Annotated in this window: 22 protein-coding genes; 5 read left to right on the top strand and 17 right to left on the bottom strand. The window is 72.2% G+C overall.

The genetic code is table 11. The features are described 5' to 3' along the window. Positions 1–53 precede the first annotated feature (53 nt). The 5 genes from M8C13_RS43105 to M8C13_RS43085 are packed head-to-tail and all read right to left on the bottom strand — an operon-like array spanning position 54 to position 7,234. The gene (locus M8C13_RS43105; protein ID WP_252486635.1) at positions 54–632 is read right to left on the bottom strand and encodes an HPP family protein; all 579 of its coding nucleotides are present in this window, start codon (positions 630–632) and stop codon (positions 54–56) included. After that, entirely contained in the window at positions 617–1,348 is a 732-nt protein-coding gene (gene narI / locus M8C13_RS43100) for a respiratory nitrate reductase subunit gamma (protein ID WP_252486634.1), read from the bottom strand. The genes M8C13_RS43105 and narI overlap by 16 nt, the downstream gene beginning before the upstream one ends. Continuing rightward, positions 1,345–1,959 (bottom strand): nitrate reductase molybdenum cofactor assembly chaperone, encoded by a 615-nt coding sequence (gene narJ, locus M8C13_RS43095; RefSeq protein ID WP_252486633.1) that lies wholly within the window; start codon positions 1,957–1,959, stop codon positions 1,345–1,347. The genes narI and narJ overlap by 4 nt, the downstream gene beginning before the upstream one ends. Continuing rightward, the gene (narH, locus tag M8C13_RS43090; protein ID WP_252486632.1) at positions 1,956–3,512 is read right to left on the bottom strand and encodes a nitrate reductase subunit beta; all 1,557 of its coding nucleotides are present in this window, start codon (positions 3,510–3,512) and stop codon (positions 1,956–1,958) included. The genes narJ and narH overlap by 4 nt, the downstream gene beginning before the upstream one ends. Then, positions 3,512–7,234, bottom strand: a complete 3,723-nt coding sequence (locus M8C13_RS43085; RefSeq protein WP_252486631.1) for a nitrate reductase subunit alpha — start codon at positions 7,232–7,234, stop codon at positions 3,512–3,514. The genes narH and M8C13_RS43085 overlap by 1 nt, the downstream gene beginning before the upstream one ends. A gap of 200 nt (positions 7,235–7,434) precedes the next feature. Between M8C13_RS43085 and M8C13_RS43080 the strand changes: the two genes are divergently transcribed. Both M8C13_RS43080 and mug read left to right on the top strand, forming a co-directional pair. Next, entirely contained in the window at positions 7,435–7,872 is a 438-nt protein-coding gene (locus tag M8C13_RS43080; protein WP_252486630.1) for a hypothetical protein, read from the top strand. A gap of 11 nt (positions 7,873–7,883) precedes the next feature. Next, positions 7,884–8,426, top strand: a complete 543-nt coding sequence (gene mug, locus M8C13_RS43075; RefSeq protein WP_252486629.1) for a G/U mismatch-specific DNA glycosylase — start codon at positions 7,884–7,886, stop codon at positions 8,424–8,426. Positions 8,427–8,459: 33 nt separating this feature from the next. Here mug and lexA read toward each other — a convergent pair whose 3' ends face one another. Then, on the bottom strand, positions 8,460–9,122 hold the full coding sequence (gene lexA / locus M8C13_RS43070) for a transcriptional repressor LexA (RefSeq protein WP_252486628.1): 663 nt from the start codon (positions 9,120–9,122) through the stop codon (positions 8,460–8,462). Positions 9,123–9,264: 142 nt separating this feature from the next. On the opposite strand from lexA, the gene M8C13_RS43065 reads away from it, so the two are divergent. After that, a complete protein-coding gene (locus M8C13_RS43065) occupies positions 9,265–11,025 on the top strand; it encodes a S8 family serine peptidase (protein ID WP_252486627.1) in 1,761 nt (586 codons plus the stop codon). Between the two features lie 51 nt (positions 11,026–11,076). Here the strand turns inward: M8C13_RS43065 and M8C13_RS43060 are convergent, their stop codons facing one another. Together M8C13_RS43060 and M8C13_RS43055 are read right to left on the bottom strand one after the other, a co-directional pair. Next, on the bottom strand, positions 11,077–11,718 hold the full coding sequence (locus tag M8C13_RS43060; protein WP_252486626.1) for a response regulator transcription factor: 642 nt from the start codon (positions 11,716–11,718) through the stop codon (positions 11,077–11,079). Continuing rightward, positions 11,715–12,833, bottom strand: coding sequence for a sensor histidine kinase (locus M8C13_RS43055; protein ID WP_252486625.1), 1,119 nt, complete (start codon positions 12,831–12,833; stop codon positions 11,715–11,717). Before M8C13_RS43055 ends, M8C13_RS43060 begins: the two co-directional genes overlap by 4 nt. A 107-nt stretch (positions 12,834–12,940) precedes the next feature. Here M8C13_RS43055 and M8C13_RS43050 point away from each other — a divergent pair, with 107 nt between their 5' ends. Continuing rightward, a complete protein-coding gene (locus M8C13_RS43050; RefSeq protein ID WP_252486624.1) occupies positions 12,941–13,699 on the top strand; it encodes a hypothetical protein in 759 nt (252 codons plus the stop codon). Here M8C13_RS43050 and M8C13_RS43045 read toward each other — a convergent pair. The 8 genes from M8C13_RS43045 to M8C13_RS43010 form a co-directional block, all read right to left on the bottom strand. Further along, entirely contained in the window at positions 13,665–16,253 is a 2,589-nt protein-coding gene (locus tag M8C13_RS43045) for a LuxR family transcriptional regulator (RefSeq protein WP_252486623.1), read from the bottom strand. The genes M8C13_RS43050 and M8C13_RS43045 overlap by 35 nt on opposite strands. A 6-nt stretch (positions 16,254–16,259) precedes the next feature. Beyond that, the gene (locus M8C13_RS43040; RefSeq protein ID WP_252486622.1) at positions 16,260–19,013 is read right to left on the bottom strand and encodes a discoidin domain-containing protein; all 2,754 of its coding nucleotides are present in this window, start codon (positions 19,011–19,013) and stop codon (positions 16,260–16,262) included. A gap of 135 nt (positions 19,014–19,148) precedes the next feature. After that, positions 19,149–19,592: a DUF4383 domain-containing protein gene (locus tag M8C13_RS43035; RefSeq protein ID WP_252486621.1), complete on the bottom strand. Its 444-nt coding sequence runs from the start codon at positions 19,590–19,592 to the stop codon at positions 19,149–19,151. 72 nt (positions 19,593–19,664) lie between these two features. Next, entirely contained in the window at positions 19,665–21,068 is a 1,404-nt protein-coding gene (locus tag M8C13_RS43030) for a nitrilase-related carbon-nitrogen hydrolase (RefSeq protein WP_252486620.1), read from the bottom strand. Continuing rightward, positions 21,052–21,624 carry a TetR/AcrR family transcriptional regulator gene (locus M8C13_RS43025; RefSeq protein WP_252486619.1) on the bottom strand — a complete coding sequence of 191 codons (573 nt, stop codon included), beginning with the start codon at positions 21,622–21,624 and terminating at the stop codon, positions 21,052–21,054. The genes M8C13_RS43030 and M8C13_RS43025 overlap by 17 nt, the downstream gene beginning before the upstream one ends. Beyond that, positions 21,588–23,015, bottom strand: coding sequence for a DHA2 family efflux MFS transporter permease subunit (locus tag M8C13_RS43020; RefSeq protein WP_252486618.1), 1,428 nt, complete (start codon positions 23,013–23,015; stop codon positions 21,588–21,590). Before M8C13_RS43020 ends, M8C13_RS43025 begins: the two co-directional genes overlap by 37 nt. Beyond that, positions 23,012–23,179: a hypothetical protein gene (locus M8C13_RS43015; RefSeq protein WP_252486617.1), complete on the bottom strand. Its 168-nt coding sequence runs from the start codon at positions 23,177–23,179 to the stop codon at positions 23,012–23,014. The genes M8C13_RS43020 and M8C13_RS43015 overlap by 4 nt, the downstream gene beginning before the upstream one ends. Beyond that, positions 23,176–24,504 (bottom strand): amidase, encoded by a 1,329-nt coding sequence (locus M8C13_RS43010; protein ID WP_252486616.1) that lies wholly within the window; start codon positions 24,502–24,504, stop codon positions 23,176–23,178. The genes M8C13_RS43015 and M8C13_RS43010 overlap by 4 nt, the downstream gene beginning before the upstream one ends. Before the next feature lie 68 nt (positions 24,505–24,572). On the opposite strand from M8C13_RS43010, the gene M8C13_RS43005 reads away from it, so the two are divergent. Further along, entirely contained in the window at positions 24,573–24,962 is a 390-nt protein-coding gene (locus M8C13_RS43005; protein WP_252486615.1) for a MerR family transcriptional regulator, read from the top strand. On the opposite strand, the gene M8C13_RS43000 is transcribed toward M8C13_RS43005, so the two are convergent. Continuing rightward, a complete protein-coding gene (locus M8C13_RS43000; protein ID WP_252486614.1) occupies positions 24,959–26,008 on the bottom strand; it encodes a CHAT domain-containing protein in 1,050 nt (349 codons plus the stop codon). The genes M8C13_RS43005 and M8C13_RS43000 overlap by 4 nt on opposite strands. Between the last annotated feature and the right edge of the window lie 125 nt (positions 26,009–26,133).

Below are 26,133 nucleotides of genomic sequence, written 5' to 3'. Positions count from 1 at the left end.
CCACAGCGCGTCCAGCCAGGCCTGGCTGCCGGGGTCGGCAGGGCGGCCACCAACTAATGATTGTCGGGAACGCCAACGTCGGCCTGGCGGGGCGGACAAGGGTCGGTGTGGGCTCCCACGGTGGTCGCCGGTGTGGCCGGCCGGATCCGCCACAGCGGGTAGCGGATGCCGCGGGCCCGGTTGAGCAGGCCGCCCAGCACGGTCAGCGCCAGCACGCTGAGCATGATCATGGCCAGGTCGGCTGGCGAGCGCAGCAGGCCGAGGGCCACGATCAGTGTGGTGGCCCCGGCGGGCGGGTGCGGCAGCCGGAGCGCGGCCATGCCGCCACAGGTCAGGGCCAGGGCCAGCGCGGCGGCGCCGGCCCTCGGCCAGGTGATCGCGGTGAGGTCCGGCGGGGTGTGCAGCAGGCCGAACACGGCCAGGCCCGCCGCACCGGCGAGCACGCCGATGAGGTGGCCCAGCACCGTGTTGCGCGGGCTGGCCGGTTCGGCCAGCGGGGTGGCGAACAGCAGGTACGCCGTCGGACCCAGGGAGGGGAACAGCATGGGCAGGTGGGTCACGATGGCCCCGGCGGCGATCACCAGGGTCACCACGCCCGCGGACATGGCCAGCCGGATCAGGGCTGCTCCCACCCTCGGTGCGGAGTCCGCGCGCCGATCCGCTCGCCGTCCCGGCTGCGGTAGACCACGTACGGCCGCACCAGGTAGGCCACCGGCGCGCTGAAGGCGTGCACCAGGCGGCTGAACGGCCACAGCGTGAACAGCAGCAGCCCGGTCACCACGTGCAGCTGGAAGCTCAGCGGCGCACCGGCCATCAGCGCGGGATCCGGTTGCAGGATGAAGATGCCGCGGAACCACACCGAGATCGTCTCCCGGTAGTCGTAGCCGCCGCCGATGCCGTTGGTCAGCACGGTCGCGGTCATGCCCAGCAGGATCGCCCCGCCGAGTGCCAGGTACATCAGCTTGTCGTTGCCGGAGGTGGCCCGTCGCACCGCGGGCACGCGCAGCCTGCGGTAGAGCAGGATGCCCAGCCCGGTCAGCGTCATCGCGCCGGTGATGGTGCCCGCGGTCAGCGACACCAGGTGGTACTCGTGTTCGGCCACGCCGAGGGACTCGGTCACCCACTTGGGCACCAGCAGGCCCATCACGTGGCCACCGGCGACGAAGAGCAGTCCGAAGTGGAACAGCGGGCTGCCGATGCGCAGCAACCTGGACTCGTGCAGCTGGGAGCTCCGGGTGGTCCAGCCGAACTTGTCGTGGCGGTACCGCCAGATGGTGCCGCCGATCATGGAGGCGATGGCCAGGTAGGGCAGGACCACCCACAGCAGCAGGTCGATCGGGTTGGTCATCGGTGACTCTCCGCGCGCGTGGTGGGATAGCCGAGCAGGACGGGTTCCATCCCGACCTGCTCGACCGGCGGGTTGGCGGACACGGTGCGAACCCCCTTGCGGGGCAGCGGAATCGTCGAGAGCAGCGCGCCGACCAGGCCGGTGTACTCGACGTCCACTGTGGACAGAGCTTGGTGCAGGCGGTCGATCGCGGGGCGGAACTCCACCAGCAGGTCCCGGCCGGGCGCGCCGGTGAGCGCGGCGAACTCCAGCAGCACCGGCAGGTAGTCGGGCAGCTCGCCCTCGGTGAGCGCGAAGCCCTGCTCGCGGAACTCCTGCTTGAGCCGGGCCAGCGAGCCGCCGCGGCGGCGGGTGTCGCCGTCGGTGTACCAGGTCAGGTGCAGGCAGCGGCCGGGCTTGGTGTCGAACAGCTCGACGTAGCGAGCCCCGGCCGCCACCGGACCCAGCCGCTCCAGACCGTCGATCAGCGCCAGCACGGTTTCCCTTGGCGCGACGGGAAGTTCGGCTGCCGCGGACCGGGCCAGCGGCAGCTGGGCGAACAGCTCCGCGTCCGGGAAGTGCAGGCACAGCGCGGCGATGCGCTGCAGCAGCCGGTTCTGCCGCGACCTCATCGGCCCCGCCCCAGGGTGGGGAACAGCCCGGCCGGGCGCTCGCCGTCCCGCCAGACGAACAGGTCGGTGCCCGAGGATCCGCCGGGGCCGCCCATGCCGGGGCCGCCGTCGGTGTCCAGGCTGCACGTGGTGGCGATGCCCTCCAGGTCGTGTGCCCGGCCGATGCCCGAGGTGGGCACCACGTACCGGTCCTGGTACTTGGCGATGGCCAGCAGCCGGTACATCGACTGCACGCTGGCCGGGGTCAGTCCGGCCACCGCCAGCGCCCGCTCGTCCGGCTCCTCGCCGAGGTTGACCGAGCGCATGTGCGCGCGCATCGCGGCCAGCTTGCGCAGCGAGGCCCGCACCGGGCCGACATCACCCGCGGTGAACAGTTCGGCCAGGTACTCCAACGGGATCCGCAGCGCGTCGATGGCGCCGAAGAGGTTCCCGGCGTCCTCGCCGTCGTGCCCGGTGCCGGCCAGCGCGTCCACCACCGGCGAGAGCGGCGGGATGTACCAGACCATCGGCATGGTGCGGTACTCCGGGTGCAGCGGCAGCGCCAGCCGGTGCTCCACGATCAGCTCGCGCACCGGGGAACGCCGCGCGGCCTGGATCCAGTCGTGCGGGATGCCGGCCTGGTCGGCCGCGGCGATCACCTTGGGGTCCTTGGGATCCAGGAAGACGTCCAGCTGCGCCTGGTAGAGCTGGTGCTCGTCCGCCACGCTGGCCGCCTCGCCGACCTTGTCCGCGTCGTAGAGCAGCACGCCGATGTAGCGCAGCCGCCCGACGCAGGTCTCCGAGCAGATGGTGGGCTGCCCGACCTCCAGCCTGGGGTAGCAGAAGGTGCACTTCTCGGCCTTGCCGGTCTTGTGGTTGAAGTAGATCTTCTTGTACGGGCAGCCGGTCACACACATCCGCCAGCCCCGGCAGCCGTCCTGGTCCACCAGCACGATGCCGTCCTCGGCCCGCTTGTAGATCGCGCCGGAGGGGCAGGAGGCCACGCAGGAGGGGTTGAGGCAGTGCTCGCAGATCCGCGGCAGGTAGAACATGAACGACTGCTCGAACTCGAAGCTGATCTGCTTGCCCAGCTTCTCCACCAGCGGGTCGGACTGGGCGTGCTCCGGCGCGCCGGCCAGGCTGTCCTCCCAGTTGGGGCCCCACTTCGGGCTGGCGGGTTTGCCGGTGATCGCCGAGATCGGCCGCGCGGTCGGGGTGTCCTCGCCCAGGGGAGCCTCGGTGAGGTTGCGGTAGTCGTAGGTCCAGGGCTCGTAGTAGTCCGCCAGCTTGGGCAGCTTCGGGTTGGCGAACAGGTTGAGCAGCCGGGAGAACCGGTTGCCGCCCTTGAGCTTCAGCCGTCCGTTGCGGCCCAGTTCCCAGCCGCCGCGCCACTGCTCCTGGTCCTCGTAGCGCCGAGGGTAGCCCTGGCCGGGCTTGGTCTCGACGTTGTTGAACCAGACGTACTCCACGCCCTCGCGGTTGGTCCAGGTCTGCTTGCAGGTGACCGAACAGGTGTGGCAGCCGATGCACTTGTCCAGGTTCATCACCATCGCCAGCTGTGCCATCACGCGCATCAGTAGGTCACCTCCTGCGAGCGGCGGCGCAGCACGGTGACCTCGTCGCGCTGGTTGCCGGTCGGGCCGTAGTAGTTGATGGCGAAGCTGAGCTGCCCGTAGCCGCCGATGAGGTGGGTCGGCTTGATCTGCACGCGGGTCAGCGAGTTGTGGATGCCGCCGCGGCGGCCGGTGGTCTCGGTCTTGGGCACGTTCACCGTGCGTTCCTGGGCGTGGTACATGAACACGGTGCCGGTGGGCATCCGGTGCGAGACGATCGCCCGCGCCACCACGACCCCGTTGCGGTTGACCGCTTCCACCCAGTCGTTGTCGGCCACCCCGATCGCCTCGGCGTCGGCCTTGCTGATCCAGAACGCCGGTCCGCCTCGCGACAACGTCTGCATGATCGGGTTGTCCTGGTACTCGGAGTGGATGGACCACTTGGAGTGCGGGGTGAGGTACCGGACGGTGACCTCCGCGCCGTTGGGGCCGATCCGCGGTTCCTGGTAGAGGCGGTGCATGTCCAGCGGCGGCCGGTAGAGCGGCAGTTGCTCGCCCAGCTCGGCGACCCAGTCGTGGTCGAGGAAGAAGTGCTGCCGACCGGTGAGGGTGTGCCAGGGCTTGAGCTGCTCGACGTTGATGGTGAACGGCGAGTACCGCCTGCCGCCGCCCTCGTCGCCGGACCACTCCGGGCTGGTCACCACCGGCGCGGGCCGGGACCTGGTGTCGGCGAAGGTGATCCGGTGCCCGGTGTGGTGTTCGGAGAGCTTCCGCAATGGTTTGCCGACGCGTTCGCCGAGCACCCGGAAGCCCTCGTCGGCGATCCGGCCGTTGGTGGTGCCGGAGAGCGCGAGCACCGCGTCCGCGGCCCGCCGGTCGGTGTCCAGCCGGGGCCGTCCGGCGGCCGGGCCACCGGAGACCAGGCCGTTGGACTCGCCCAGCCAGCGCAGCTCCGGTTCCACCTCCACGGTGTAGCCCTTGGTGGTGGTGCCCAGCTTGTCCAGCAGCGGGCCCAGCGCGGCCAGTTTGGCGGCCACCGCGGTGTAGTCGCGCTCCACCACGGTCAGCGTCGGGAAGTTCACCCCCGGCACCGGGTCCGACTCGCCGGTGCGCCAGTCCCGCAGCACGCCGCCGGGCTGGGCGACCTCGCCGGGCGAGTCGTGCTGGAGCGCGGTGACCACCAGGTCCTTGCGGGTGCCGAGGTGGTCCTTCGCCAGCTCGCTGAGCCGTTCGGCGATGGCGTGGAAGGCGTCGAAGTCGGTGCGCGCCTGCCACGGCGGGTCCACCGCGGCGTTGAAGGAGTGCACGAAGGGGTGCATGTCGGTGCTGGAAAGGTCGTGCTTCTCGTACCAGGTGGCCGCGGGCAGCGTGACATCGGCGAACAGCGTGGTGCTGGTCATCCGGAAGTCCAGTGCCAGCAACAGGTCCAGCTTGCCCTCCGGCGGATTGTCCCGCCAGCGCACCGACTTCGGCCGCTCGTGCTCCGGCGTCTCGGTGGCGCGCAGGCTGGCGTCGGTGCCGAGCAGGTGGCGCAGGAAGTACTCGTTGCCCTTGGCCGAGGAGCCGAGCAGGTTGGCCCGCCACACGGTGAGCACCCTCGGCCAGTTCTCCGGCGCGTCCGGGTCCTCGCAGGCGAAGCCCAGTTTTCCTTGCTGGAGCTGGGAAAGCACGTACCCGGCCGGGTCGCTGCCCTCGGCTTCGGCCTCCGCCACCAGGTCCAGCGGGTTGCGGTCGAAGGTGGGGTAGGAGGGCATCCAGCCCATCCGGGCCGAGGTGGCCAGGCAGTCCGCCGCGGTCATCCCGGCCAGCGTGCCCGCCGCGCCCGGCCAGGTGAGCGCGTCCGCGGTGACCCGGTCGTAGCGCCACTGGTCGGTGTGGGTGTACCAGTAGCCGGTGCCGATCATCTGTCGCGGCGGCCGGACCCAGTCCAGTGCGCCGGCCAGGGTCGCCCAGCCGGTGAGCGGGCGGACCTTCTCCTGCCCGACGTAGTGCGCCCAGCCGCCGCCGTTGCGGCCCTGGCAGCCGGTGAGCAGCAGCAGCGCCAGGAAGGAGCGGTAGACCAGGTCGGAGTGGAACCAGTGGTTGGTGCCCGCGCCCATCACGATCATGCAGCGGCCCTGGGAGCGGATCGCGGTGTCGGCGAACTCGCGGGCGATCCGGGTGGCCCGCTCGGCAGGCACGCCGGTGACCACCTCCTGCCAGGCCGGGGTGCCGGGCTGGTCCGGGTCGCCGTAGCCGGTGGGCCAGTCACCGGGCAGGCCGTCGCGGGCCACGCCGTACTGGGCCAGCAGCAGGTCGTAGACCGTGGTGACCAGCCGGCCTGCCACCCGGCGGACCGGGACGCCGCGGCGGATGGTCTCCGCGGCTCCGGTGGGATCGTCGAAGCGGGGCAACAGGATTTCGGCGGTCTCGCCGACGCCGGTGCCGTTCGCGCTGGGCTCGCCCGCGCCCGCGCAGCTCAGCAGCGGGCTCGCCCCGGCCAGGTCCAGGTTCCAGCGACCCGGTTCGTCCAGCCAGCGGAAGCCGAGCGAACCGTTGGGCACCAACGCTTCCCCGGTGGCCTCGTCCAGCAGCACGGTCTTCCAGTCCGCGCCGGGTTCGGCCGAGCCGAGGTCGGCGGCGGTGAGGAACTTGCCGGGCACCAGCCCGGCCGCGCGTTCGGTCAGGGTGACCAGGAACGGCAGGTCGGTGTAGCGGCGCACGTAGTCGGCGAAGAACGGCTCCTGCTTGTCCACGAAGAACTCGCGCAGCACCACGTGTCCCATGGCCAGCGCCAGCGCGGCGTCGGTGCCGGGGTGCGGGGCCAGCCACTCGTCGGCGAACTTGGTCGCATCCGAGTAGTCGGGGGAGCAGACCACGACCTTCTGGCCCCGGTAGCGGGCCTCGGTCATGAAGTGCGCGTCCGGGGTGCGGGTGACCGGGACGTTGCTGCCCCACAGCATCAGGTAGGCGGCGTCCCACCAGTCCGCGGACTCCGGCACGTCGGTCTGGTCGCCGAAGACCTGCGGTGAGGCAGGCGGCAGGTCGGCGTACCAGTCGTAGAAGGAGAGCATCGGCGCGCCGATCAGTGCCATGAACCGGGAGCCGACCGCGTGCGAGACCATGGACATGGCCGGGATCGGGGAGAACCCGGCGATCCGGTCCGGCCCGTGCCGCTTGAGCGTGTGCACGTGCGCGGCGGCGACCATGTCCACCGCCTCGTCCCAGCTCACCCGGACCAGGCCGCCCTTGCCCCTGGCCCGCTGGTAGACGTGCCGCTTCATGGGATCGTCCACAATGGACTCCCATGCGGCGACCGGGTCGCCGTGCACGCGCAGGCCCTCGCGGTACATCTCCACCAGCACGCCGCGGGCGTACGGGTAGCGCACCCGCAGCGGCGAGTAGGAGTACCAGGAGAAGGAGGCCCCGCGCGGGCAGCCCCTCGGCTCGTACTCCGGCCGGTCCGGCCCGACCGAGGGGTAGTCGACGTCCTGGGACTCCCAGGTGATGATGCCGTCCTTGACGTAGACGTTCCACCGGCAGGAGCCGGTGCAGTTCACGCCGTGGGTGGAGGGCACGACCTTGTCGTGGCTCCACCGGTCCCGGTAGAAGGAGTCGCCGTCGCGCCCGCCACGCCGGTACGTGACGCGCAGATCGGCGGAAGTCTCATCGCGACGCAGGAAACGGCCCGCTGAAAGCAGCAGGTCACTGGCGCGGTTGTCCGTGGTGGGAGTGGCGTTGACGCGCCGATTCCCCGCAGCCATATGCGGTTCCCCTTACATCCCCTAATTGCTGAACCCATTCGGAAGGTACGCCCATTCCGGTCTGCTTGTCCATCATGGGAAATGTGACGGGGTGATACACAGAATATGGGCGCATTGTCCGGTTGGAGACCATCTTCGCATTGCGTCCCTGCTTCGTGATGACGACTTCCGGCGTATCGTCATTGCCGGGAGGTGCCGGGATGAGCGCAGCGGCTCTACTACATATCCAGGCGAGTATTTGGGGAAAAACGGACAACAGGATCGCGGTGCTGCGTCTGGGCGGGGTCACGCCACGGGATCAGGATGGGGAAAGTCTGCTGGTCAGGGCGGCGCTCCAGGGTGGCATGAAGAACGTGGCCGAGCTGGGCCGGTTGTTTCTGCCGACTCCGCGGGGCTGGCTGGTCCGGCTGGACCGCGGTGACCTGGTCACGGTGGAATGGCCGAAAGGTCCGAAATTGGTCGCGGCTGCGCCGATCGGGTTACCCGCGGCCTGGCGATGGGCGGCGAATCGGATTGGCAAGGTGGTGCTGCTGGTCGACGCTGGCGTAAACGCGCCACTCCAGGCAAGCGCGGACCGCGGAAACCTGGTAGGAGCCGCGGTGGGATTCCAGGACCACGCCGGTCCGCCGGGCGGGTAATATCGGTTGACGTGCCCAAACCGACCGCCGCACAACTGGCCGCCGCGCATGCCAAGACCCTGTCCGACGTGGTGGGACCCGGCCTGTCGGTGCTGTTCTGCGGTATCAACCCCGGCCTCTACTCGGCCGCTACCGGACATCACTTCGCCCGGCCGGGCAACCGGTTCTGGCCCGCGTTGCACCGCTCCGGTTTCACCCCGCGCCAGCTGCACCCGTCCGAACAGCGAGAACTGCTGGACTACGGGCTGGGCATCACCAACATCGTGGCGCGGGCCTCCGCGCGGGCCGATGAGCTGACCCGCGAGGAACTGCGTGAAGGCGGCCGCAAGCTGACCGCGCTCGCGGAGCGGTATCGGCCGGAGTACGTGGCGGTGCTGGGGATTTCCGCCTATCGGTTTGCCTTCGATCGGCCCAAAACGGTCATCGGGCCGCAAACGGAGACAATCGGCGGTTCGAAGTTGTGGGTGCTGCCGAATCCGAGCGGGCTCAACGCGCACTACCAGGCGGACGCACTGGCCGCCGCGTTCGGCGAGTTGCGGGCGGCCGCTCGGTAGCGCGCGGCGAGCAGGGCGGCGGCCACCTGAGGCTCAGACGCTGCGCAGCACCGAGACCACGGTGCCCAGGATCACCGCGTTGTCCCCGTCGATCACCTGGTAAGCGGGGTTGCGCGGCTCCAGGTACACGTGCCCGTTGCGCCGCCGGTAGACCTTGACCGTGGCCTCCTCGTCAATCATCGCGGCCACGATCTGGCCGGAGTGCGCCTCGGACTGCTGGCGCACCACCACGATGTCGCCGTCGCAGATGGCCGCGTCGATCATCGAGTCCCCGCGCACCCGCAGGCCGAACACGGTGCCCCGGCCGGTCAGCTCGCGGGGCAGGGTCAGCTGGTCGTCCAGGTGCTCGGCGGCGGTGATCGGGGTGCCCGCGGCGATGTCGCCGACCACCGGCACGCTCACCGAGTCGCCGTCATCGCGCCGGGCCGAGCTGTCCCGCAGGAAGGCGCGCACGTCGATCGGCCGGGACATGGCGGAGCCGCGCCGCAGGAAACCCTTGTCCTCCAGGGCGGCCAGGTGCTTGGACACCGAGGAGGAGGACTGGAGCCCGACCGCTTCGCCGATCTGCCGGGTGCTCGGCGAGTAGCCGTGCCGGAGCACCCAGTCCCGGATGGTCGCCAGGATCTGCTGCTGCCGCAGCGGCAGCGAGGCGGCGTCCAGGTGCTCGAACACGTCAAGATCGTCGTAGGCGGTCACCCGGGAAATGCTAGACGCCGCCGCTGGCCTGCCCCGATTGGGTACCACACCCACGGTTCCCGGCATTGTTGGCGGCGTTGATCCGGCTGGAGATTGGTGCTCCCGCGGCGCTGGCCGCGGTTCCCTGCACAAGGAGGATCCCGTGCGGATCAGAAGAGCACTGCTCGTGGCGCTGGGGGTGGTGGCGCTGGCTGCCACGGCCCCGGTCGCCCAGGCGGCCGGTGAACCGGCGGACTACCTGGTCACCCTCACCGACCACGCGACCGACCCGGCGGCCCTGGCGGCGGGCCACGGCGCCCAGGTCGGCCACGTCTACCGGCACGCGCTGTCCGGCTTCTCGGCGTCCTTGTCGCCGGTCGCGGTCGCGGCGCTGCGGCGCGACCCCAGGGTGCGCTCGGTGGAGCCGGACGCGGTGGTGCGCACCACCGCGCAGACCGTGCCCACCGGCGTGGACCGGGCCTTCGCCACCGCCAACCCCAACCTCAAGATCAACGGCACCGCCGACTACAGCGTGGACGTGGACGTCGCGGTGATCGACACCGGGGTGGACGGCAAGCACCCCGACCTGACCGTGGTGGCCCGGACCAACTGCGTGAACAGCAGCTCCTGCACCGACAACGCGGGCGGCGACGGCCACGGCCACGGCACCCACGTGGCGGGCAGCATCGGCGCCAAGGACGACGGGATCGGGGTCACCGGCATCGCGCCGGGCGCGCGGATCTGGTCGGCCAAGGTGCTCGACGACGGCGGCAGCGGGCAGCTCTCCGGCGTGGTGGCCGGCGTGGACTGGGTGGCCGCGCACGCTGATGAGATCGAGGTCGCCAACATGAGCCTCGGCTGCGAGAACTGCACGAACGACGCGCTCACCCAGGCGATCTCCAACGCCGTCGGCAAGGGCGTGGTGTTCGCGGTGGCCGCCGGGAACAACCACAAGGACGCCAAGACCTTCTTCCCGGCCAACCACCCGGACGTGATCACCGTGTCCGCGCTGGCCGACTTCAACGGCAAGCGCGGCGGCGGCGCGGCCTCGACCTGCCGGGCCGACCAGGACGACACCCTGGCCGACTTCAGCAACTTCGGCGCCACCGTGGAGATCGCCGCACCCGGCACCTGCATCCTGTCCACCCACCTCAACGGCGGCTACTCCACGCTGAGCGGCACCTCGATGGCCGCCCCGCACGTGGCGGGCGCGGCAGGCCTGTTGACCGCCAACGGCAACCGGGCCACCAACCGGGACGGCGTGCGCGCGGTGCGGCAGCGGCTGATCGACACCGCGAACACCGACTGGACCGACGACTCCGGTGACAACGTCAAGGAACCGCTGCTGGACGTCAGCTCTACCCAGGACTACCCGGCGGGCTCCGCCGACCCGGGCAGGCCGGTCGCCGCGTTCACTGCGAGCTGCTCCACCAGCAACACCACCTGTTCCTTCGACGCGAGCTCTGCAAAGGACCCCGACGGCAGCATCACCGGCTACGCCTGGGAGTTCGGCGACGGCGGCACCGGAACCGGCAAGACCGCCTCGCACAACTACGGCAAGGCCGCCCACTACAGCGTCCGGCTGACCGTGACCGACAACGACGGCAAGACACACAGCACCCGCCGCCTGGTCAAGGCGGGCGACCTGCCACCGACCGCCGCGTTCAGCGTCCGCTGCAACCGCGGCAGCTGCTCCTTCGACGGCAGCGCCTCCAGCGACGAGGAGGGCTCGGTATCCGGCCACGCCTGGAAGTTCGGCGACGGCAGCACCGGCACCGGCGCCACCGTCTCGCACAGCTACCCGAACGTCGCGGCCACCTACACCGTGACGCTGACCGTGACCGACAGCAAGAACCAGACCGGCTCGACCACCCGGACCGTCCGCTGCCACAAGCACATCAGCGCCCCGCTGTGCTTCGGCTGATCACCTGAACGCATCGCGGTGCGGCCGGTCCGGCGGTCGCACCGCGATGCCCTACCTGGTGACCAGTCCGCCGTCGTAGGCCCGGATGACCAGCTGGGCCCGGTCCCTGGCGGACAGCTTGGCCAGCAGGCGGCCGACGTGCGTCTTGACCGTGCCCACGCCCAGGAACAGCCGGTCGGCGATCTCGGCGTTGGACAGGCCGTCGGCGATCAGCCGCAACACCTCGGTCTCCCGAGGGGTGAGGCCGTCCAGCGAGTTGTCCCGGGAGGGCGGTCGCTGGGCGCGGAACTGCTCGATCAGCCGCCGGGTCACCGTCGGCGCGAGCAGCGCCTCGCCCGCGGCCACGATCCGCACCGCGGCCAGCAGGTCCGCGGCCGAGGAGTCCTTGACCAGGAACCCGCTGGCGCCGGCCCGCAACGCGGCGTGCACGTACTCGTCCAGGTCGAAGGTGGTCAGGATGAGCACCCTGGCCGTGCCCTCGGCGCAGATCCGCCGGGTCGCCTCGATGCCGTCCAGCTCCGGCATCCGCACGTCCATCAGCACCACGTCCGGCCGGCAGCGCCGGGCCAGCTCGACGGCTGCCGTCCCGGTGCCCGCCTGCCCGACCACGCTGAGGTCCTCAGTGGAGTCGATCAGCGCGACCAGGCTGTCCCGCAACAACACCTGGTCCTCGGCGAGCACCACGCTGGTCACCGCGCCTCCTCGGCGTCGATCGGAATCCTGGCCGCCAATGCGAACCCGCCCTCAGGTCTCGGTCCGGCGCTGAGCGTGCCACCGAAGAGAGCGGCCCGCTCCCGCAGGCCGAGCAGCCCGTTGCCGCTGCCCGAGGGTTCGCCGCCGCGCCCGTCGTCGAGGACCTCGACCAGGACCGCCGGTCCGGTGCGGTCGACGAGCACCCGGCAGGAGCCGGTTCCGGCGTGCCGCAACACGTTGGTCAACGCCTCCTGCACGATCCGGTACACCGTGAGCCCCAGACCGGCGGGCAGTTCGCGGTCACCGCGCAGGGTGAGGTCCACGGCCAGGCCGGATCCGGCGGCCAGCCCTGGCAGGTCGGCCGGTCCGGGGATGGGGGTGAGCTCGGCGTCGGAGCGGAGCGCGCCGAGCACCCGGCGGACCTCGGCCAGGGCCCCGCGGCTGGTGGACTCGATGGTGCGCAGCGCCGAACTGGCATTGGCGGAGCCGGGGCCGAGGTGGTTGGCCACGGTGGCCTGCACCGCGATCAGGCTCAGGCTGTGGCCGACCACGTCGTGCAGCTCCCGCGCGATGCGCAGCCGCTCCTCGGCCACCGCCCGCCGCGAGGACTCCGCGACCAGGTGCGCCGCGATCCGCCGCCGCCGGGCGACCGCGCCGCCGATCCCGGCCGCACCACCCAGCAGCACGGTGACCAAGCCGATCTCCACCGGCCAGGCCACCGGCACCTCCACCGGCAGGGTCGGCACGGCCAGGCCGGGCAGCACCCACCGGTAGTAGGCCAGGATCGCCCCGGTGGCCAAGGTGATCGCCGCGCCCAGCACCGCCAGCGACCGCCAGGTCCGTCCGGCCACGGCGACCGGGTACAGCGCCACCGCCGAGGGCAGGTAGGCGATCCACACCACCCCGCCGCCGACCGCGCCCGCGACCGTGGCGGTCAGCGCGATCACCAGGGCGACCGCGAACGCCGCGAGCGGCCACCGACGCCTTGCCAGCACAGGAAATGCCAGCGCGCAGGACACCAGGAGCATCGCCCAGACCGGCCCCACGGCCACCCGGCCCGGCGGGTCCAGCAACGCCCAGAGTTCCACCAGGGCCAGCAGTGCCACGGTGACCATGAGCGGACCGTACCACCGGCCGCCTCTGCCCCAGGGAGGACAACCGGCCGCGGAGTGAAGACCACGGGCAGACGCGCCACCCAGGCCGCCAGAAATACCCTCCAGCCATGGTTGACGACACTCGGCAGAGCGCGGATGTGCTTGCGCGGCAAGCGTTGTTCCCCGGCCGGTGGGTCGGCGGGATCTCGCTGATCGCGGGCCCGCTCCTGCTGCTGACCGGTGCGCTGCTGCGGTCGCCGTTCCACTTCTTCTTCCCACAGCAGCTCCAGGCGCACCAGCAACATCCGGCGCTGATGTCCGCCGCCTACGCCTGCTTCGCGCTGGGCAACGTGCTGCTGTGCTTCGCGGTGATCGCGCTGTGCCAGCGGATCGCGGCCACCAGGCCGGTGTGGGCGTACTGGGGCGGCACACTGGTGATCCTCGGCCTGTGCACCCGCGCCTACCACGCGGGCACCGACCAGCTGGTGTTCGTGCTGGCCGACACCCAGGGCATCGAGCGAGCCGGACAGCTCGTGAGCGACTACTACCGGTTCTGGGGCGAGCTGACCTGGCACCCGTTCCGCACCTTCGGCGGGGCCATCCTGATCGGCTGGATCGTGCTCGCCCTCGGCGCGTGGCGATCAGGGGTTTTCCATCCGCTGAGCGCCCTCGCGCTGGCCCTGATGTCCTTGCACGCCTTCGGCACCCTGAAGGGCACCCAGCTGCCGGTCTCGCTGATCGCCATCGGCGGGCTGACCCTGGCCCTGGCCCCCTTCGGCGTGCGGCTGCTCCGCGACGGACCCAGGCCCACCCGCAAGGCGCTGATCTGGACCGCCGTGCTTGCCGCGCAGCTCATCCTGGGCGTGTTCTTCGCGCCCCGGGGGTGACCTCGGTGCGGCTGCGCGCGCCGAGCTTGCGCAACAGGCTGGCCACGTGCCGCTCCACCGTGCGCGGGGACAGGAACAGCAGCTCGGCGATCTCCCGGTTGGTGCGCCCCGAGGTGATCAGCCGCGCCACCTCCCGCTCACGCGGGGACAGCGCGCCGCCGTAGCCACGTCTGCCCGGTCCGCCGCCGAGCGGGCCGCGGTGCTGGCGCAGCAGGCGTTCGCAGCGGGCGGCGTCCCAGCTCGCGCCGAGCTCGCCGAACATCCTGGTGGCCTCGGCGATCCGTTGTTCGGCGGTGGCCCGCTCGCCGGTGGCGAACAGGTGCCGGGCCAGGGCTTCGAGGGCGCGGGCGTGCTCGTAGGGGCGGGGGAGGGCGGCGAACTGCTCCGCGGCCGCCATGAACAGCGCGGTGCCGTCCTCGGCCACCAATCCGTTGCCGTAGGCCAGCATCGCCTGTCCGAGCGGGTAGTCCCGGTCCGCGATCTCCGCGGCGAACTCGGCCAGCAACGCCCGCGCCGCGGCCGGATCTCCTTGCCGCAGCAGGGCTTCCACCACCGCGTCCACCAGCTCGGCTGCCCACACCCACACGCCTTTGCGCCGCAGCTCAGCACAGGACGGGTCCGCCGGCCGGCCGCGGGCGGTGGCCAGCCGGATCCGGGTGGCGGCCGCGGCGGGCACCGCGGAGCCGCACCAGCCCGATCCGGCCAGCAGCGACTCCGCCTCCGCCCACTCGCCCCTGGCGAAGGCGAGCCGGGCCAGCACCAGCCGCGACTCGGCGGCCGAGCGCGGGTTGTGCGGGCCGGTGCCCAGGTGCGCGCGCACCCGCTCGGCCAGGCCGGTCCACTGGCCGGTGACCAGGGCCAGGCGCAGCTGGTTCGTGGTCGCCCACTGCGCCAGGTACGGGGCCGCGCTGGCCAGGGACTCGGCCTCGGCCAGGAATCCGGCCGCGGCCCGGTGGTGGCCGAGGGTGATCGCGGCGTCGGTGAAGTTCAGGTAGCCGCGCAGCAGCTCCAGCCGGTGCCCGGTGGCAGGCAGCGCGTCCCAGGCTTGGTGGTCGCCGAGCTGGAGCAGGGTGGTGGACCGGTTGACCTCGATCGCGGTCAGCAGCGCCGGATCGCCGCGCCGGGGCGTGAGCCGGTCCAGCTCGGCCAGCCAGCGCAGGTGCTCGGCCATCGGCGCGGTGCCCAGGTGCGGCAGGGCCAGCGCGGAGACCGCCCTGGCCGCCAGCGCGGGCCGCCGCCGCAGTTCCGGGACCGCGCGCACCAGCTCCGCGCGGCCCGCGTCGGCGTCACCGGCCTGGTTGGCCAGCAGCAGGCCCAGGTGCAGCCGCAGCTCGCCGCGCACGCCCTCGGGCAGCAGGTCGTCGGCGACCAGGCCGCGCAGCAGGGTCACCGTGTCGCGGTAGGACCAGCTGCCCACGGTCAGCCTGCCCAGCCGACCGGCCAGACCGGCGCGGATCCGGCGGGGCAGTCGCGGTTCGCCGAGCAGGTCGCGCAGCAGTCCGACCGCCGTGGCAGGCTCGCCGGCGCGCATGGCGCGGTCCGCGGCGCGTTCGGCGTGCCGGGCGGCTGCCGCCAGGTCGCCTGCCGCGCGGCAGTGGTGGATCAGCTCGGGCAGGGCCGCGTCATCCAGCGCCCGCACGATCGCCGGGTGCGCCTGCCGCCGCCGCGCCACCGGCATGGTCTCGGCCACCGCGAGCGCCCACAGCGGCGGCCGGAACTCGAACGCGCCGTCCGGGCGCACCGCGAGCAGCCCGGCGTCCACCGCCCGCACCAGCGCCGCCTCCGCCTTGGCCGGGTCCACCCCGCACACCCGCGCCGGGATCGCCGGGTCGATCGGCCCCCGCAGCAACGCGGCGACCTGCACCACCGGCGGCATCGGTGTCAGGCGGCTGGTCACCAGTTCCAGCACGCTCCTGGGCAGTCCGGTGCGCACCAGCGCCGCGCCCGGCTCGCCGTCAGCGGGGGTGATCCGGGCCAGGACCTCGTTGACCAGCAACGGAATCCCGCCGGTGAGCCGGTGCACCTCGCGCACCCAGGGCTCCGGCGCGTCCACCAGCGCCGCCACCTCGGCCACCCGCAGCGGCGTCAGCTCGATCCGCGGCCCAGGCCATGGCGCGGAGGTGAGCACCATCGCGGCCCCTGGGGGCAATCGGGTCGCGCAGCACCGCAACACCTGACGGGACCAGCGATCGGCCAGCTTGACGTCGTCGACCACGAGCAGCACCGAACCCGCCCCGGCGAGCAGCTCGCGCAGTGCCGCGCAGGTCCGGTAGGCCGAGCCGTCCGCCTGCTCCGCCGCCGTGACCACCGCCCGCCCCGCCGCCGGATCACACCCGGCCTCCACCAGCGCCCGCACCACCTCACGCAGCAACACCTTCGGCTCATCCGGCAGGCCCAGGCACTCGACCAGCGCGCGCACCCCGGCGGTCGACCCGGCCAGCGCCTGCGCGGCGAGCCAGGACTTGCCCAGGCCCGCCGCGCCGTCCACCAGCACCGCGGCGGGCGGGTGCGCGATCAGCTCGCGCACCCGCGCCACCGGTGACTGTCTGTCCATTGTGGACTATTTCTTCAGTCTGCGCGCACCGATCTCGGCCGCACTGGTCCAGGTGCCGCCGTTGATCTCACTGGTGGCCCGCAACCTCAGGTACCGCCCCGTTTTCGCGGCGAAGCTGACCAGCTTCTCGCCCTTGTCCGCGGCGAAGGTCCCGGTCGCCACCGCCTGGCCCCAGCTCGTGCCGTCAGCGCTGACGTAGACCTCGTAGCCCTTGATGCCGCCGTTGACCCCGGCGTCCTGCCTCGGCAAGTAGGACAGTCCGGTGATCTCGTGCGTGGCACCGAGGTCGAGCTGGATCTCGTGCGGCAGCGCCGAACCCGTGCCCGACCACTGGGTGTGCCACTGGGTGCCGGGGTTGTCGTCGATGGCGTTGGCCGCGGCCCCGTTCTCGCCCGCGGTCTCCTGGCTGTCCACATGCTTGACCGTCCAGCCGGACTTGGCGATAGGCTCGTCCGCCCTGGTCGGAATCGCCTGCGGCACCGGCAGTTGCACGCCCTCCGCGGTGACGGTGAACGCCGCGCCGGTGGACTGCGCGCCGGTGCGCACGTGCAGCACGCCGCGCTCGAAGAACCAGCCGGTCGCCGCCGCCTCGTAGTCGGCCCGCTTGGCGTAGCCGGTCAGCGCACTGCCGCCCAGCGTGACCTTGCCCGGCGCGCCCGCCACGTGCACCGCCAGTTCGTAACCCCGGCCGGCGGGCTTGCCCGCGTAGTCGCCGACGGACGCGCCGACCCGCACCGTGACGTCACCGCGGCCGCCGGTCGGCGCGGACACCGACACCTGCTGCTTGGCGAACTCACCGCGCTGGAACCGCCGGGTCACCCCGTCGTCCTCGTACAGCTCGAAGCTGGAGCTGCCGTTGGGGTAGACGTCGAAGGTGATCGGCGTCTTCGGCTTCTCCCGGTGGTGGCTGAGCTGCGGCCACATCGGCACGATCGCGCCGCCCTTGACGAACAGCGGCAGCCGGTCCAGCGGGGCCTGGTAGCCGTCGAAGGTGCCCGGACCCTGGTACACCGTGCCGGTCCAGTAGTCGGTCCAGGTGCCCGCGGGCAGGTAGATGCCGTCCCTGGTGGCGGTCGCCGAGGTCACCGGCGCGACCAGGAAGGCGTCCCCGGCCAGGAACTGCTGGCTGGTCTGGTTGCCCCTGGCGACCGGGTCGTTGGGGTACTCCAGCACCATCGCCCTGGTGGTCGGCACGCCGGTCTCGTGCGCCACCCGCGCCATCGAGTAGAAGTACGGGGTGAGCCGCATCTTGAGCTTGAGGTACTTGCGGTTGATCTCCTGGTGCGCCGCGTCGAACCGCCAGGGCTGCTTGTCCTGGTAGGCCGAGGTGGGGTTCTTCGCGCCCCAGCCGGACATGCTCATCAGCACCGGCGTGAACGCCTTCCACTGCAAGTCCCGCGAGTAGGTGTCCGGGCTACCCGCGAAGATCCCGTCCACATCGCCCGCGGCGTAGTTCAGTGCGGAGAAGCCCGCGCCGGTGATCGCCGGGACGTGCCAGCGCATGTTGTCCCAGTCGCCCTCGGTGTCCCCGGTCCAGACCACCGCGTTGCGCTGGGTGCCTGCCCAGCCGTCGACCGTCCAGACGAACCGGCGGGCGTCGCTGTTGTCCTCGATCCCGGAGACCGCCTGCTGCACGCCCTCGAAGGCCTTCTGGTAGCCGCCACCGATCCAGGCCACGTCGGTCTTGATCATCCGCGAGCCCGCGCCGACCTCCTCCTTGACGTTCTTCAGCCCGGTGGAGGTCCACAGCCCGGTGTAGAAGCCCTTCTCCTGCAAGGACTTCACCGTCTCCGGCAGCTTGGTGTAGCCGCAGCCGTAGCCGTCGTTGGGCAGGAACCAGCCCGAGGGCATGTCCGCCGCGCGGGCCTGCTCGGCGTACTTGAGCACGTCCGGGGTCTTCTGGTGGTCCACCCGGTTGTGGTCACCCTGGTACTCGGGGTTGCTCGCGTTCCAGCAGTCCGCGTGCCCCATCTCCAGGCCGTAGATCGGGGCCAGGAAAGGCTTCCCGGTCACGTCGGTGTACCGGTCAAGCACCTCCTTGAGGCCCTGTCCGGCGAAGTACACCGCGTCGAAGCGGCCTTCCTCGTGCGTGGTCTGCACCGGCGAGGTGAAGGAGTAGCTGCCCGGCGACCAGGTGTTGCGCACCACGCCGTAACCGTTGGTGGACAGGTAGAACGGGGCCGGGCTGGCGTTGTTGCCCTCGTTCCACTTGTTGTCCACCCGCACCGGCACCGTCTTGTCCCGCAGCGCCCACGCGCCCAGCCGCAGCCCGGTGCCGTAGAACTGCTCGTCCTGGCCCCGGACCAGCCGCTGCCGCGCGGCACTGGAGCTCCAGGTCAGCCCGGTCGACTCCTGCCACACCAGGGTCTGGTTGTCCTTGCGGTACAGCGCGAACCGCAGCGGCTTCTGGTACGCCCGCAGCACCACCGCGTCAGTCTCGATCTTGTAGTAGTCGGTGGTCTCGGTGACCGTGGTGCGCACCGGGCCGAAGTCGGTGCTGGTCAGGATGGCGCGGCCGGCCGGATCGGCGAACGAGCCGCCGGGGCCGAGCCAGAGCCGGAACACATCGGGCTGCAGGAAGCCCACTCGGACGCGGTCACTGCCCGCGCTGATCGTGACGGTCGCGCCGTCCTGGCTGATGCCGGTGATCGCGCCGAGGGTTCGCTCGGCGGGCTGGGCCTGGGCCTGCTGTCCGAGGGCCAGCAGGGCGAGCAGGGAGAGGACGCCGATCAGACGTCGCAGGGGTCGGGGCACTCGCATGTCGTACTCCCGGCGGGGATGAGGGTGTGCGCGAACATGCTTCAAAGTGCCGCCGACGGTACATATTCGCGCAACCCCGTGGAAAGACGCTACCGGGAAGTACGGGTCAGGGGTTTTTCAGTTGAATTTCGGTGTTTACCGGGTTTCGCGTAGCACCCGGCTGCCGAGGCCGAAGCCCAGCCCGACCATCCCGAGGGCCAGCACCAGGTGCAGCCAGTTGTCCGCGTCGTTGACCGGCACGAAGTTCGCCGGGCCGTTGTGGTCGATCACCAGTCCGTAGAACCACAGCAGCAGGTACACCAGCCCGCCGCCGACCAGGTACAGCGCCGCGCCCCTGGTGGTGCGGGCGAAGACCAGCGCGGCGACGCCGAAGGCCAGGTGCACCAGGTTGTGCAGCACGGAGACGGCGAAGACGCCCATCAGCAGGGCCCCGGAGTGGTGCCCGGCGAAGGTGAGCGAGTCGATGTTGGTCGTCAGCCCCGGGATGAACCCGGCGATGCCCACGAGCAGGAACACCACGCCGACCACGAGCGCGGCAGTCTGAACTGGGGTGCGCCGAAGCGTTGCGGTGGAAGACATCAGGGCTCCCTTGTGAGTGCGTAGGTCGCCCCGGTCTACCCCCGCCGCGCGCCGGTAAACGCCCCGGCGCGATCAGTCACCACGTCGGACGCGAAGGAACAGCCCGCCGACGCCCAGCACGAGGCACAACCAGCCGAACCAGTCACCGAACCGGGTGTACAGCGTGCCGCCCGGCCCGGTAGGCAGCTCGGCGACCACGGTCGCGAACGGCTCCGGCCGGTCGGTGCGCGCCTCGGCCAGCACCCGCCCGTACCCGTCGGCAATCGTCAGCGTGCCGGTCCGCGCCGCCCACACCGTGGCCTGGCCGTGCTCGACCCCGCGGATCACCATCATCCGGCTGTGCTGCCAGCCGTTGTCGACCTCGTCGGCGGCCGGTGCCAGCAGCAGGCCGGCGCCCGCGGCCGCGTACTCGCTGACCGGGGCGGAGTGGTTGACATCCCCGCAGATCACCACGCCTGCCCGGTCCCGGAGGAGGAGTTCGGTGCCCGACACGCCTGCCGGGTTGTGGTGCTTGAGGTAGGAGACGGGCTCGCCGCCGTCAGCCGGGAACAAGGCGGCGTAGTTGTACTTGGTCGCGCCGTCCCAGCGCATGTGGCCGACCACGATGTCCAGCGCGCGGTCCTTGGCCAGGCGGCGCATCGGGTCGAACAGCGCGGCGGGCCGGGCCTCGTGCGCGCCGAAGGACCCCTCGGGCAGCACTACGGCGCGGACTCCGGCCGGCAGCGCGGCGATCCGCTCGGCGTAGGCGGCGACCAGGTCGCGACCGGCGGGGGTGGCCAGGTCGGGGGCCCACATCCGCTGGTTGGTCGAGATCGCGGCCACCCGCTGGACCGGGCCGCCGGACTCCGCCAGCCGCACCGCGCCCGCGCCCAGCGCCGCGCCGAGCAGGCCGACCGCGACCACGCCAGTCCACACCCGCGCGGCCAGGCCCGATCCGAGCGCCCGGGGTGCCAGCACCGCCGCGATCGTCGCGGGCGCCAGCAGCACCAGGAACTCCACGCCCCACATCCCGGTCACCGCCGCGGTCTGCAACACCAGCGGCACATCGCCGAGGTCGTTGGCCAGCGTCCCCATGATCCCCATCGGGTTGGCCACCGACACCAGGCACACCGTCCCGGTCCACAGCGCGGGCGCGGTCAGCGCGGCCAGCAGCACCCGCCCGCGCACCGCCTGCCAGTGGAAACCCCACACCGCCAGCGCGAACACCAGCGACATGCCCACGTTGATCACCAGCCCGACCGGCCACATCGGGGTGTCGTGCGAGCGCAGCTGGAACTCCCAGGCGTTCGCCGTGCCCGCCAGGTAGGCCAGGAACCCGGCCCCGGCGGCGGTCCAGGCCGGGACCCGGGAGGCCAGCAGCAGCACCGGCAACGGGGCCAGCCAGGTCAGCGCGGGGACCGGGGACATGCCGGTGCCGAAGTAGAACAGCACCCCGGACGCGGCCACGGCGAGCACGCGGTCACGTGCGGAGGCCATCGAGCACCCTCTCGGTCGTGCGCTTGCACAGCGCGCGGAAGTCCACTTCGGACAGTGCGATGCGGCCGCCGTGGTAGAGCTGCAAAAGTCCCAGCACCGGGGTGGTCAGGGCCAGGGTGACCTCCAGCGGATCACCCTCGCGCAGCAGGCCGTCGCGGATGGCCTCGGTCACCGCCTGGAGCATCGGGCTGAAGGTCGGCGAGTCGCCCGCCTGGAAGTCGGCGGGAAACTGCCGCACCCCGTCCCGCCGCTCGGTGATCACGAAGGTGTACAGGTTCGGCTGGCCCAGCGCGAAGTCCAGGAAGTCATTGGCCAGGCCGTCCACTCGCTGCTCGAAGGTCCCGTCCGGCTGGCGCCGTCCCCAGGTCGCGGTGACCTCGGCGACCGCGGCGTCCACCACGGTGCGCAGCAAGGCCTCCCGGCTGGGGAAGTGCCGGTAGCTGGCCATCGTGGTGACCCCGGCGGCCGCGGCCACCCGCCGCATGGTCACCGCCTGCGCGCCCTCTGCCAGCAAGATCGTCAGCGCCGCTGCCGCGATCCGGTCCGCCGTCCCCATGTGTACACCGTACACGCGTCCCGGGTACGCAGGGCGAAGGCGGCCAGCCCGGCCGCGGCGACCAGGAAGGCGGCCGAGAGCAGGAAGGCCGCCGAGTACCCCGCGGCCAGCGCGGGGCGAGTGGCCTGGCCGCCGCTGACCGTGGCGGACACCGTGCTCAGCACCGCGAGGCCGATCGCGCCGCTGGTCTGCCGGATCGCGTTGAGCAGTCCGGCGGCCAGCCCGTTGTGGTGCGGAGGCAGGCCCGCGGTGGCCGCCACCGTGATCGGGGTGAACGCCGCCGCGCTGCCCAGCCCGAGCACCGCGCCCGGCACCGCGACCGCGATCAGGTAGGGCTGGTCCACGCCCAGAAGTGCCCCGGTGGCAAGGAATCCGGCCGCGCCGACCAGGCAGCACAGCACGGTCGCCCGGCGCGCGCCCCAGCGCACGGTGAGCCATCCAGCCGCCCGAGCGCCGAGGTACATCGCCACCCCGATCGGCAGGTAGCCGAGGCCCGCTTCCATTGGGGTGGCGCCGGAAACGTACTGCAAGTACAGCGAGACCAGGACCGGGCTGGCGAAGAAACCCAGGCCCAGCAGGAACATCACCCCGTTCGCCGCGGCCACTGAACCCAGCCGGAACACGCCGAGCGGCACCAGCGGATCGGCCGCCCACCGCGCCTGGTGCACCAGGAACACCGCCAGCAGCAGGACTCCGCCGAGCAGCGGCCCGAACACCGAGGGGCTGGCCAGTCCGGCCTGGGCCGAGCCCATCACCGCGTACACCACGCCCACCAGCCCGGCCGTGGCCAGCACCGCGCCCACGGTGTCCAGGCGGGCAGGGGAGTCGGCCCGGTCCCGTGGCGGCAGAATCCGGGCCGCCAGCACCATCGCGGCCACCCCGATCGGCACCGTCACGAAGAACACCCAGCGCCAGCTCAGCGCCTCGGTGAGCAGCCCGCCGACCACCGGACCGCTGGCCGCGCCGACCGCGCCGACCGAGCTCCAGGTGGCCAGCGCCCTGGTCCGCCGGTCCGGATCGGTGAACGTGGTGGTGAGCAGGGACAGCGTGACCGGCATCAGCAGCGCGCCGCCGAGTCCCTGCGCGGCCCGCGCGGCCAGCAGCAGCCCCGGCCCGGTGGCCAGGCCACCGAGGGTGCGGGCCAGGGTGAACAGGCCGAGGCTGAGCAGCAGGATCCGCCGCTGGCCGAAGGTGTCCGCGCACCGCCCGCCCAGCAACAGGAACCCGGCGAAGGCCAGGGTGTAGGCGTTGACCACCCAGGGCAGCGACTCGGCGGGAAAGCCCAGCGCGCCGCCGATGTCGGGCAGTGCCACCGAGACGATGGTGGCATCCATGATCACCATGAACGCGCAGGCGCAGGCCAGCAACAGGATCAGCTTGTCTGTCCTCATTGGACGGTGTCCTCGAAGTCCGGGCCGGGCACCGCGTACAGCGCGTCCACCGCGGCCCGGTAGGCGGGATAGGTCGTGATCAGGCCGTCCAGCTCGGCTCCCTGTGCGGGCAGGCCGGCGGCGGCCAGCGCGGCGCGCACCAGCGCGCCCGGATCGGCGGTCATGCCTGCTCCTGGAAGGCCGCGCCGACCCGGAGCAGCACCTGCTCGCCGTGATCCGGCCCGGCCAGCTGGAGGGAGAGCGGCAGGCCGTCCGCGGTGTGCCCCATGGGCAGCGCGAGCACCGGGTTGCCCACCGCGTTCCAGTACGGCGTGTGCAGCAGCCCGAACAGGCCCTCGTTGTCCTGGTGCCCGGCCGGGGTGGCCAGCGCCTCGAACGGCGGCGCGCCGGTCGAGGCGGTCGGGCAGGCGATGATGTCGACCTCGGCGAACAGCTCGGCCACCGCCGCCCGCGCCACCCGGCGAACCCGTTGCGCCGCAACGTAATCCGCGCCCGAGACCAGCGCGCCAGCAGCCAGCAGCCCGCGGGCGGCCACGGTGTAGTCCGACCAGCGCTCGGCCAGGGTGGCGCGGTGGTAGGCCAGGCCCTCGCAGTCCGCGGTGACCAGCGTGGCGGTGATCGTCTCCCGCCAGTACGGCAGCCGCACCTCGGTCACCGCCGCGCCGAGCCCGGCCAGCACGTCCAGCGCGGCGTCGAAAGCCGGTGCCACCGCGGGATCGCCGTGCGCCGGGAAGTGGTGTTCGCGCACCGCGCCGATCCGCAGTCCGGTCAGGTCGTCGGCGGGCTCGGGCATGGTGAACGGGGTCAGGGCGGCGAGCACCGCGGCGCAGTCCAGCGCGCCGTGCGCGAGCGGGCCGATCCGGTCCAGGCTCGGGCTCAGCGGGATGCTGCCCGCGGTCGGCACCAGCCCATAGGTGGGCAGCAGTCCGGTGATCCCGCAGAACGCGGCGGGCATCCGGATGCTGCCCGCGGTGTCCGAGCCGATCCCGGCCAGGAACATCCCGGCCACCACCCCGCTGGCCGACCCGGAGCTGGAGCCACCGGCCCAGCGCTCCGGATCGTGCGGGTTCCGCGGCACCGGAAAGGGTTTGCCGGCCTCGGGCAGGCCGCAGCCGAACTCCATCATGGTGGTCGTGCCGGTGAGCACCGCGCCCGCGGCCCGCAGCCGGGCCACCACCGGCGCGTCCCGGCCGCCGCCCCAGCCGGGATCGAGCACCAGGCTCTGCGCGGTGGTGGGCACTCCGGCCAGCGCGAGGTTGTCCTTGATCCCGATCGGGATGCCGTGCAGCGGACCACGGTCCAGCCCCTTGGCCAGCTCCCGGTCCGCCCGCCGCGCCGCTGCTCTCGCCTGGTCGTCGAGCCTGGTCAGGTACACGCCGAGCCGCGCGTCATCGCGGTCGGCGGCGGCGATGGCGGACTCGGTGAGCGCCTCGCTGGTCACCGCTCCGGCGCGCAGCGCGGCGGCCGCGGCCAACAGTGGGTCGGGCACAGGTTCCCCCTCTGAGTTAGGTAAGGGTTACCTTGCAAGCTCAACCCGGGTTGAGGTCAAATGGGCTGGTGGACAAGCTCTGCTCGATCCGGACCGCCGCCGCGCACTTCGACCTGCCGATCTCCACGCTGCACTACTGGGAGCGCCGCGGCCTGATCACCCCGCAACGCCGCGGCGGCCAGCGCTGCTACGACGCCACCCAGCTCTACCGGATCGCGCTGATCAAGCAGTGGCGGTTCGTCGGCCGCCTTTCCCTGGAGGAGATCGGCGTGCTGCTGGCCGGGCGCACCGCCGCGCACGACTGGCACGACACGGTGGTCGAGCGGATCGCGTTGGTGGACAAGGAGATCCAGGAGCTGGAGGCGGCGGGCGCCTATCTGCGGCACCTGCTGACCTGTCGGCAGGACGTGCCGGAGCAGTGCGCGCACTTCCGCTCCGGGCACCCCATCCCGCTCTAACCGGGCGCGTAGGCGGTGCCGAAGGCCGCCCACACCAGCGGGGTGTGCGCGGGCGCGCCGGTGGACTCCCAGCGGTCGGCCTCGGCGCGCTGCCAACGGTTCAGCGCGGCAACGGGATCGGCCTCCGCGTGTGCCTCGTGCACGGCCAGCACCGCCGTGGCCAGGACGTCGGCAGGGGCAAGGAAACCGGGGAACAGCCGGGTCAGGCCCGCGTGCGTGGGCAGCACCCAGCGGGTGGCGGTGACCTGCTCGGCCCCGCCGTGCACCAGGGCGGCGAGCAGACCGGAAGGTTCGGCGTAGCGGTGGTCGCCGCCGCTCTCGCAGGCGATCAGGGCCACCCGGTTCGGGATCCGCCAGCCCAGCAGGTCCGCGGCGCTGAGCGGGCCCTGCGCCAGGTGCAGGCGGGCCTCCAGCGCGTGCGCCGCGGTGGTCACGTGCCCGACGTAGAGGAACCGGCCGGCCTCGGCCAGCGCCGCCCGCAAGGAGTCGCGGTCCAGCGGATCGAGCGCGGCCAGTGGCGCGGGGACCTCGGTCAGCACCCGGCCGAGCGGGGTGGGCGGATCGACCACCGCGGCCAGCGGGCCGGTCCGGGCGGACACCCGGCGGGCAGGCGCGTTGCGCACGGTGGCCGGGGTGAGCAGGGAGACCTTCGCGTGGTGCACCAGACGTTGTGACTGGTCCACCCGCAACGCCTCCCACGGCACCTGGGCGGTGGACGGGGAGGGCTGGATCCGCAGGTGCAGGCCCGCACCGGCCGCTTCGAGCTCGCGGGCAAGTTGGGCGGGAATGAGCGCGGCGGCCAGGTTGGTGGCCAGCGCGCACTCCCGGTCCCGGTCGGTCAGCGCGCCACCGGCGAGGGCACGGGTGAGGGCCTGGTGCGCGGACTCGCCCGGACGCGGCGTGGGCAGGGCCTCGGTCAGCGCGGTCAGCGGCGGGGTGACCCGTTCCCGGGGCAGGGCAAGGACCCTGGGGTGTTCGGGGTCGTGTTCCCAGCGCCAGGTCAGGTAGAGCTCACCAGCGTCCACATAGGACAGTTGCACGGTCACCACGAGCGAACCACCTCCGGGCCGCGGACCTGGATGCCGTGCCGCTGCCAGGCCAGCTCCAGCCAGGGTTCCAGCGGCGAGGGCACCGCGAGGTTGGCGCGGACCCGGGGCGGCAACGGGAGTTC

Source organism: Crossiella sp. SN42 (genome assembly GCF_023897065.1).
Lineage (GTDB): Bacteria > Actinomycetota > Actinomycetes > Mycobacteriales > Pseudonocardiaceae > Crossiella.
Note: the sequence above shows the minus strand (reverse complement) of the source record. Positions and strands in the feature narration are given on the sequence as shown.

What these genes read in the sequence shown, in the direction of transcription:
- narH (WP_252486632.1), bottom strand. Translation starts at nt 3,512, where the DNA reads ATGCGCGTGATGGCACAGCTGGCGATGGTGATGAACCTGGACAAGTGC.
- M8C13_RS43025 (WP_252486619.1), bottom strand. Translation starts at nt 21,624, where the DNA reads ATGGGGACGGCGGACCGGATCGCGGCAGCGGCGCTGACGATCTTGCTG.
- M8C13_RS43015 (WP_252486617.1), bottom strand. Translation starts at nt 23,179, where the DNA reads ATGACCGCCGATCCGGGCGCGCTGGTGCGCGCCGCGCTGGCCGCCGCC.
- M8C13_RS43045 (WP_252486623.1), bottom strand. Translation starts at nt 16,253, where the DNA reads ATGGACAGACAGTCACCGGTGGCGCGGGTGCGCGAGCTGATCGCGCAC.
- M8C13_RS43040 (WP_252486622.1), bottom strand. Translation starts at nt 19,013, where the DNA reads ATGCGAGTGCCCCGACCCCTGCGACGTCTGATCGGCGTCCTCTCCCTG.
- M8C13_RS43085 (WP_252486631.1), bottom strand. Translation starts at nt 7,234, where the DNA reads ATGGCTGCGGGGAATCGGCGCGTCAACGCCACTCCCACCACGGACAAC.
- M8C13_RS43030 (WP_252486620.1), bottom strand. Translation starts at nt 21,068, where the DNA reads ATGGCCTCCGCACGTGACCGCGTGCTCGCCGTGGCCGCGTCCGGGGTG.
- M8C13_RS43080 (WP_252486630.1), top strand. Translation starts at nt 7,435, where the DNA reads ATGAGCGCAGCGGCTCTACTACATATCCAGGCGAGTATTTGGGGAAAA.
- M8C13_RS43055 (WP_252486625.1), bottom strand. Translation starts at nt 12,833, where the DNA reads ATGGTCACCGTGGCACTGCTGGCCCTGGTGGAACTCTGGGCGTTGCTG.
- M8C13_RS43020 (WP_252486618.1), bottom strand. Translation starts at nt 23,015, where the DNA reads ATGAGGACAGACAAGCTGATCCTGTTGCTGGCCTGCGCCTGCGCGTTC.
- narI (WP_252486634.1), bottom strand. Translation starts at nt 1,348, where the DNA reads ATGACCAACCCGATCGACCTGCTGCTGTGGGTGGTCCTGCCCTACCTG.
- M8C13_RS43050 (WP_252486624.1), top strand. Translation starts at nt 12,941, where the DNA reads ATGGTTGACGACACTCGGCAGAGCGCGGATGTGCTTGCGCGGCAAGCG.
- M8C13_RS43035 (WP_252486621.1), bottom strand. Translation starts at nt 19,592, where the DNA reads ATGTCTTCCACCGCAACGCTTCGGCGCACCCCAGTTCAGACTGCCGCG.
- narJ (WP_252486633.1), bottom strand. Translation starts at nt 1,959, where the DNA reads ATGAGGTCGCGGCAGAACCGGCTGCTGCAGCGCATCGCCGCGCTGTGC.